The organism is Capnocytophaga canis (assembly GCF_000827555.1).
Lineage (GTDB): Bacteria > Bacteroidota > Bacteroidia > Flavobacteriales > Flavobacteriaceae > Capnocytophaga > Capnocytophaga canis.
Genome location: NZ_CDOI01000056.1, coordinates 1 through 310, shown reverse-complemented (window position 1 = coordinate 310; position 310 = coordinate 1). Strand labels below are relative to the sequence as shown.

Annotated in this window: 1 pseudogene; it reads right to left on the bottom strand. The window is 39.7% G+C overall.

Annotated features, from left to right (window positions below):
* Window positions 1–310: pseudogene (locus CCAND38_RS11800) on the bottom strand (hypothetical protein); the annotation flags it as partial.

Sequence of the window (310 nt, the reverse complement as noted above, 5' to 3'; positions counted from 1 at the left end):
TAAGTAAACGTATGTGTACCCGATGAAGCTGTATTTCCTATCGTTAACGTACCATCCGAATTAAGTGTTACTCCAATTGGTAAATTCGTAGATGTCACACTTACCGTCGCACTCGTTGGTGATACTCCATTCAACTTGTCATTTTCAAACACTGTCTTGGTGGTCGTTCCTACAGTTTGAACTCCAAAATCATCATCAACAGCGTCGATATTCTTAATCGTAACAGTCGCCGTAGCTGTATCGCAAATACCTGTATTTGCCTTATCACAAATAGTATAAGTAAACGTATGTGTACCCGATGAAGCTGTAT